This is a genomic window from Acinetobacter sp. KAM396, from assembly GCF_021602765.1.
Lineage (GTDB): Bacteria > Pseudomonadota > Gammaproteobacteria > Pseudomonadales > Moraxellaceae > Acinetobacter > Acinetobacter towneri_A.
This window is the reverse complement of sequence record NZ_BPPH01000057.1, coordinates 1-6,386: the sequence shown is the minus strand read 5'-3', so window position 1 is coordinate 6,386 and position 6,386 is coordinate 1. Positions and strand designations below refer to the sequence as shown.

General features: G+C 37.4%; 4 protein-coding genes and 4 pseudogenes. 3 read left to right on the top strand and 5 right to left on the bottom strand.

The window, feature by feature from the left end:
• The first annotated feature begins 121 nt into the window (after positions 1-121).
• Together L6C30_RS14075 and L6C30_RS14070 are read left to right on the top strand one after the other, a co-directional pair.
• Complete coding sequence (locus tag L6C30_RS14075) at positions 122-775, top strand: DNA methyltransferase (RefSeq protein ID WP_268920016.1); 654 nt, start codon at positions 122-124, stop codon at positions 773-775.
• Positions 768-2,876 carry a DEAD/DEAH box helicase family protein gene (locus tag L6C30_RS14070; protein WP_139853754.1) on the top strand — a complete coding sequence of 703 codons (2,109 nt, stop codon included), beginning with the start codon at positions 768-770 and terminating at the stop codon, positions 2,874-2,876. The genes L6C30_RS14075 and L6C30_RS14070 overlap by 8 nt, the downstream gene beginning before the upstream one ends.
• Before the next feature lie 115 nt (positions 2,877-2,991).
• Here L6C30_RS14070 and L6C30_RS14065 read toward each other — a convergent pair.
• The 5 genes and pseudogenes from L6C30_RS14065 to L6C30_RS14045 form a co-directional block, all read right to left on the bottom strand.
• A pseudogene (locus L6C30_RS14065) lies at positions 2,992-3,135 on the bottom strand (IS3 family transposase); the annotation flags it as partial.
• 116 nt (positions 3,136-3,251) lie between these two features.
• A complete protein-coding gene (locus L6C30_RS14060) occupies positions 3,252-3,563 on the bottom strand; it encodes a helix-turn-helix transcriptional regulator (protein ID WP_139853755.1) in 312 nt (103 codons plus the stop codon).
• The gene (locus tag L6C30_RS14055; RefSeq protein WP_236163300.1) at positions 3,560-4,891 is read right to left on the bottom strand and encodes a type II toxin-antitoxin system HipA family toxin; all 1,332 of its coding nucleotides are present in this window, start codon (positions 4,889-4,891) and stop codon (positions 3,560-3,562) included. The genes L6C30_RS14060 and L6C30_RS14055 overlap by 4 nt, the downstream gene beginning before the upstream one ends.
• A gap of 269 nt (positions 4,892-5,160) precedes the next feature.
• Positions 5,161-5,283: pseudogene (locus L6C30_RS14050) on the bottom strand (IS6 family transposase); the annotation flags it as partial.
• Positions 5,279-5,692, bottom strand: a pseudogene (locus L6C30_RS14045) (helix-turn-helix domain-containing protein); the annotation flags it as partial. The pseudogenes L6C30_RS14045 and L6C30_RS14050, both read right to left, overlap by 5 nt.
• 416 nt (positions 5,693-6,108) lie before the next feature.
• Between L6C30_RS14045 and L6C30_RS14040 the strand changes: the two are divergent.
• Positions 6,109-6,276, top strand: a pseudogene (locus tag L6C30_RS14040) (SulP family inorganic anion transporter); the annotation flags it as partial.
• Positions 6,277-6,386: the final 110 nt, after the last annotated feature.

The window sequence follows — 6,386 nt, the reverse complement described above, 5'->3', positions numbered from 1 at the left end:
AAATGAGTTTTACTATGATCAGCTACCCCAACAAAACAAGGTGGCTTAACTAGAGCGGAATATCACTTATAAATACGCTTTTAGTTGTTCAAACAAGTGGGACCACCTCTGAGGGAAATATATCTTCAAGCTTGAAAAAGCTGGCACCTTTTGGGATGGCTTTCCGCTGAACAATTTAACAAAAGAGGGTGGTGTATTGTTCCCGAATGGGAAAAAACCAGAACTACTTTTACAGCGTATTATTGAGATCGCCACGGATGAAGGAGATCTTGTGCTCGACTTTTTCTCAGGTTCGGGTACTACGGCTGCTGTGGCGCATAAATTGGGTCGCAAATGGATTGCGATTGAGCAGATGGACTATATTGATGAAATCACCAAAACACGCTTAAAACGCGTAATAAACGGTGAGGACGGCGGTATCTCTAAACTTGTAAATTGGAATGGTGGCGGTTCATTTGTTTATTTTGAACTGAAGCGCTATAACCAGGCCTATCAAGATGGAATCTTGGCTGCAACAAGTAAAGGTGAGCTGGACAGTATTTATAATGAAATGGCTCAGAATGCCTTTTTAAAGTTTTGGTTTGATAAAAAAGACTTTGAGCGTGAGGAATCATTTAGGGCTTTATCACTAGACGATCGTAAAGTGCTTTTATTGCAAGTTTTGGATGAAAACCAGCTATATCTAAACCATGCAGATATGTTGGATTCAAAATTCAAAGTCACTCAGGAAGAGATTGCGCTCACTGATAAGTTTTATGGTGCACCTAATGTCTAGATTAAGCCCAACATTGGTAAAAGATACCTTAAAAGACTTCCTATATTATCGTATTGAAAACGACAGTGAATACATTGAGTGGGCTAAAAACTTTACTATCCCTCGCTATATCACTGATAACTTGTCGCGTACTTTAAGGGGGTATCAAGAAGAGGCTGTAAAGCATTTTATCTGGATCTATGATCAAGATCCGACTAAAGCCAAACACTTACTTTTCAATATGTCAACTGGTGCCGGTAAAACGCTCACCATGGCTGCTGTTATTCTCTTTTTATATGAGAAAGGCTACCGTAATTTCATATTTATGGTCCATCAATTGCAGATTATTGAACAGGCCTATATGAACTTTATTGATCCGCAATTTGAAAAGTATCTTTTCAATAAGAACGGCGTGAAAATCAATGGACGTTCTATTCCTGTTAAAGAAATCAAACTCTTTCCAGATTCACAAGGCAACGCTATTAACTTTATGTTTTTAAGTACGGCGTTCCTCTACAACAAACTTGTGAATGAGGTAGAAAATGGTTTGTCTGCAGAAGATTTCTTGAATAATAAAATTGTTCTGATTGCAGATGAAGCGCATCGACTTAACGTGAATACACGTAAGAAGATAAAAGAAGATGATGAAGCGATTACCAATTGGGAAACTTCGGTCAATACTGCAATCAAGGCACGGCCAGATAATCTTTTGCTGGAGTTTACTGCTACTGTTGACTTGGGCAATAGTGCCATCCATAGGAAGTATCAGGACAAATTAGTCTATAAATACGATTTCTTGAGATTCAATAAGGAAGGTTACAGTAAAGCGGTTTGCTTCCTTTACAACACTGAAACTCAGATCGCCGATCAAAAACGCTTATTGGTGATTAATGCCGTTGTATTGAGTGAATACAGACGTTTATTCGCTGAGCGTGATATGCAAGTCACGATCAACCCAATTATATTGGTGAAATCAACCAACATTAAACAAAGCAAGCTAGACCGTGAATTTTTCCATAAGGTGATTAATTCACTTAAGCCACAAGATTTAGATTATCTGAAAAAGCTAAGTGAAACCAATCAGACTAATTTGCAAGACGCTGAAGATAGCTTTCGTTTCTTGCGTCAAATGTTTGCTTGGATTGCCTCTCCGAAGTCTGGTCTATCCACGATCAGCGATAGAGATGGTTTAAAATCATTTATTTCTGAAATTAAAATTCGTTTTTCTTCAGATAACACGTTTGTTTACAACTCAACGGATAAAACCAATTCAACTTTGTTGCCGATTTTAGATGATCCTAAAAACTATAATCGGGTGATATTTTCAGTTGATGCACTCACAGAAGGTTGGGATGTTTTAAGTCTCTATGACATCATTCACTTTGATATTTCTGCAGCGAAAAAAGTATCGCTGCAAGATATTCAGTTGATTGGCCGTGGTGCTCGTTTATGCCCATATAAACTGCATAAATCATATCGTTTGAATAATGATAACCTTGACTTGTTTGATAAAGAACATGGCTATGAGTTTGACCAGTACAAACGTAAGTTTGACAATGCGATTGATGAATACGGGCGTGTACTTGAAACGTTCATGTACCACTTTGTTAAGACTGGCACGTTTTACGACAACTTAAAGTTAGAGCTTCTAGGTGAAGGGATTATTAATAAATCCACTGAAAAGCACACAATCACGCTTAAATCTGACTTTATGAACAGTGAGACATATAAGAAAGGTTTTGTCTTAGTCAATCAGCAAGAATTTAGAAATAAAACGACTGATTCTGAGATTGATACGACTTTTAAGCGTGAAATCAAAGCCAGTGCATACCAATTGCATGCTGGTAGCTTGACCGACAAGCAACAGAATCAGATCCAAGCTGAAGTTAACCATAAAACCATCGATCTGACTGAAGAATACTTTAGCCGACCGGTCTTGAAAAAGGCGCTCGTTGCGACTGAAGGGAACTTTTTTAGATTTAACTATCTAAGAGAGCATATCGTTGGGTTAGATAGTATGGATGAATTAATCGATAACTACCTACCGCTTTATCAGATCCGCTATTCATATACTGAAGATAAGGATATTCACGATCTGATGGTGTTTCAAAAAGTATGCTAGTTAATTCTGTCAATAGAAAAATTGAAAAGAAGTAAATTAAATTCACTATATTTTTAGTGCTTTATGAGATTTAAATTAGGGTTAAAATATAGTCAGCATACTTTTTGAAACACCACCGATTTTTCCAGTCAATAATTTGGTTTTGATGAACATCAAATTCAGCACTCAATTCAGTAAGTGTTTTTTCTGCTTTGATCGCAGCAAGTGCTACCTTAGCCTTAAAGTCGTTTGAATGATTTCTTCTTGGTCTACGTGCCATAAAATACTCCTTATATCGATGTTTATAACATCATTTGGGGAGCAAAATATCACTTATAAGTGTTGTTCAAATTTCCTGATCTACCTCTCTATTTGCAACAGTGCCCTATAAAGCTCTTAATCACTAGGTGGCTGAATAATCTTACGAACGATATGCTCATGTGTCGGTATGAGGCCAGCTTTTAAGCCAAGTGGCTTAAACACCTTATCCAACACGATCTGAGTCAGTTGACCTTTGTCTTGTTCAATATCGGTTAAAGTACGCCGACTGATTCCGACCATTGCTGCATATTTTTCTTGTGTTAGCCCAAGTACGTTTTTGCGCAGGTAGCTCAACAGTTGTCCCAAGGTAATTTTACCGAATAAATATTGCGTATATAAGTCAATGAGCAATTGTTGACGGTCAAGTGGCTGATTTTTATTTTTCATAATAGTTCCCATCGACTCAATTTGGCTTCAATGAAGTCATATCCTAGACCTGGCATATCTATAATTGTTTGGGGAACACCTTTGTTGATTAATTGCTGTTTAAGTCCAAGAAGTTTGCTAGCCAATATTTTTAATGTACTTAAAGATATATGTGGTTCACACCAGTGTGCAAGATTTTGGGTAATACCTTCCCAACGGTATTCCCCTCCTTCTTCATACGGACTTCCCCATGTTGTTGATCTCGTCACAACTTCTGGATCGGCTTTCATCGGGGCAAAATCGTAAATTGGAGCAAGAAATATTCTTCCTGATTTTTTTAAGAATGACGTATTACGACCGTGATTATCTGAATTACCAAAAATGATATTAAGTAGATCCCTTTGTAACCAATCACAAACGAATTGCGAAGAATCAAAGTTTTTGTCCACTGATTTTAATAAGGTACAAAGCTCATCTATGACTTCAAAATGATTCATATGGCTCCCTGATGTTTTATTCAATACAGAATAAACAGACTCAAGTCCAAGTCGATGCCATTGCTGATTCTGCCACTCAGTGTCAAATCTCGGCAGCCATAATGAAGGATATTTCTGACCTTCTATCAGCTTCATCTGAGAGGTTTCAATGGTTTTAAATCCAAATTCATTCAATACATGATAAAAATGATATTCTGTTCTCAATATGTCGCAATCTATTGCACTACGATTATTTCGAGGGAATTTGACTAGATAATGCTGATCTGGTTCATCAAAAGAATTTTGATAGGTATCGATCCAAACTTGCTGATCCTGTGACACGCGAATCAGTAATTTTGGAGCTTCCCCACCTGCACCAGTTGCACCGCTACTAATTGCACCCATTTGTTGTGCGTATTCGAGAAAATCAATATTCCGTTCCGTAACATCATCCGTAGTGAACTTGCGTAAATGTAATGTTGATTCTGAACTGATCAAAGGAACAGATTCCTTAACTCTTAGATTCCCTACAGGAGCAATTGTACCTTTTGCCAATAAAGTAAAATCTTGTTCTGCTGATGAGAGTTTTTGCAGACCTAGATATTGAACTAAATAACGTCGAGCAGCACCAGATGGAACAATATCATCTAAAAAACTAAACCAGACTTTCGATTCATGTTGGATAAGAATTTGAACAGGAAGCGCTAAACTACATGCATGTTCATCTCTCTTATCTAAATAAGAAATGGCATATTCTAATTCGTAAACTAACTCACTTGCACTTGCAGATCCTTTATGTGGCTCTAATATCTTGAGTTCTGCTATATCTAACCATTTTGTATCGAGAAGAGCCTGTATCGTTAATTTTTCCATAGATATAAATAAGCAAATATTTTCTCAAAAATATCATAAAACCAAAAAAACGAGAATATATTTGCTCATAAAAGTAGTAATTTAAGTTTTATGAGCAAATATTTTCTCAATCAATAGCTAAATTTTATTAAAAGACTATAAATGAATAGCTTGCCTGCATAAGATAGTAAACTCGATCTGGGAATGGTTCATACGAGCACGATTCAAGCAGAAAAAAGGGCACTGTTGCAAATAGGGATTTGAGTCGATGTGTTCCTTCTAAAAAGTACTTAAAGACTGAAAACTCTATTTACGAGATACACTTCACCCTCAGGCTGATCATAATAAAATGATGAAGCTTGCCCTTTACGTAGTGCTCTCATCACTTCAATACCTTTAATTGTGGCATAGCTCACCGAAGCAATCCCGGTTATAACGTGGCTGATACGGGCGTTTCAGACGCTTGGCGCGAGGAATCCATAAATCGACTGCAATCATCCAGGAACGCAGTGTTTCCACTGAAATATCAAAGCCATGAACGGTGGTGAGCTTTTCATGCGCTAAAGTGGGTCCGAAACCATGCAGTTGATCAGAAACAATATTGAGGCACTTGAGTCTGAGCTCTTCAGGAAGCCTGGAATTGCTGATTTGACCACGACCGGCATGGGCTAATGCAGCTGGGCCTTGAGCTTTGTATTTTTGCAATAAACGCCTGATCTGACGCTCTGAAATATGAAGTAGCTGAGCAGCTTGGGACTGGGTTATGCGTTGATCACAGATTTCCTGCAAGACCGACAATCGTTTAAGTTCTTTATCCGACATAGTGATCAGCATCTATATTTATATCCAGTCCATGGTGATAAAAACCATCATAAACTAGACATTTTTATTGGTGAGAATATAGACACTTTAAATGGGTTCTAACAAGCATATTGCGTATAATATGCATTATGTTAAATGCACAGTTTTTTAGAATGCAAATTGACAATTTTCTTAGCTGAATAAGCAGCTTCTACAAAATGGTTAGGGTAGATAGAATGATAACGAGCTGTTATCCTTGCTCTGATATTTTCTCTCAAACAATGCACTGAATTTATGACACTTACGCCACCTTAAGTTTATTTACCTCTTTAATCAGTAAATAACTCATCACTGTCTAGTGATGTGGTGTAGTCGCTTGTGTGTTGTATATATCACATCACTAGCCTATCTGAAAAATTAAAAAATAGGCTATGTTTATGTTATCTAATGTACGAGAACAATGGTTCTCTAACATCCGTGGAGATGTGCTTGCAGGACTTGTTGTCGGTCTTGCATTAATCCCTGAAGCTATCGCATTTTCAATTATTGCAGGTGTAGATCCTAAAGTAGGTTTATACGCATCCTTCTGTATTGCTGTCGTTATGTAAGCGTCCGCTGAATCCCATACCTATTTTTTAATTTTGGTCGGATTTCCAGCGGTGTGGCAGTAATTCTTCTATTTGGGTCACTTTATGTGTCGGCAACCTTTTCAGAA